Origin of the sequence: Paraburkholderia sp. BR10937 (genome assembly GCF_040965695.1) — a bacterium.
Lineage (GTDB): Bacteria > Pseudomonadota > Gammaproteobacteria > Burkholderiales > Burkholderiaceae > Paraburkholderia.
Window position 1 is genome coordinate 1 of record NZ_JBFRCL010000288.1, and the last position, 236, is coordinate 236.

Annotated in this window: 1 pseudogene; it reads right to left on the reverse strand. The window is 67.8% G+C overall.

Features of this window, described 5'->3' with window-relative positions:
- A pseudogene (locus AB4Y44_RS43020) lies at positions 1 to 236 on the reverse strand (adhesin); the annotation flags it as partial.

Consider the following 236-nt stretch of genomic DNA (forward strand, 5'->3'; position numbering starts at 1 on the left):
AGCCGCCGCCGAACGAATCCGCCGTCGAGCTGGCCAGGTTGTACAGCTGCGAGCCGTTCACCGCGTCGAAGCTCGTCGCCGAGACTGCGCCCGCCGCCACGTTGTGCAACGCCACCGGCGTGGTCGCCTCCACACCGCCCAGCGTCACCGAGTCGTGCGTCGACGTGTCGTACATCACCGCATCGGCGAGCTGGCCGGTGATGTTCGTGACATTGCCCTGCAGGTCGCTGATGTCG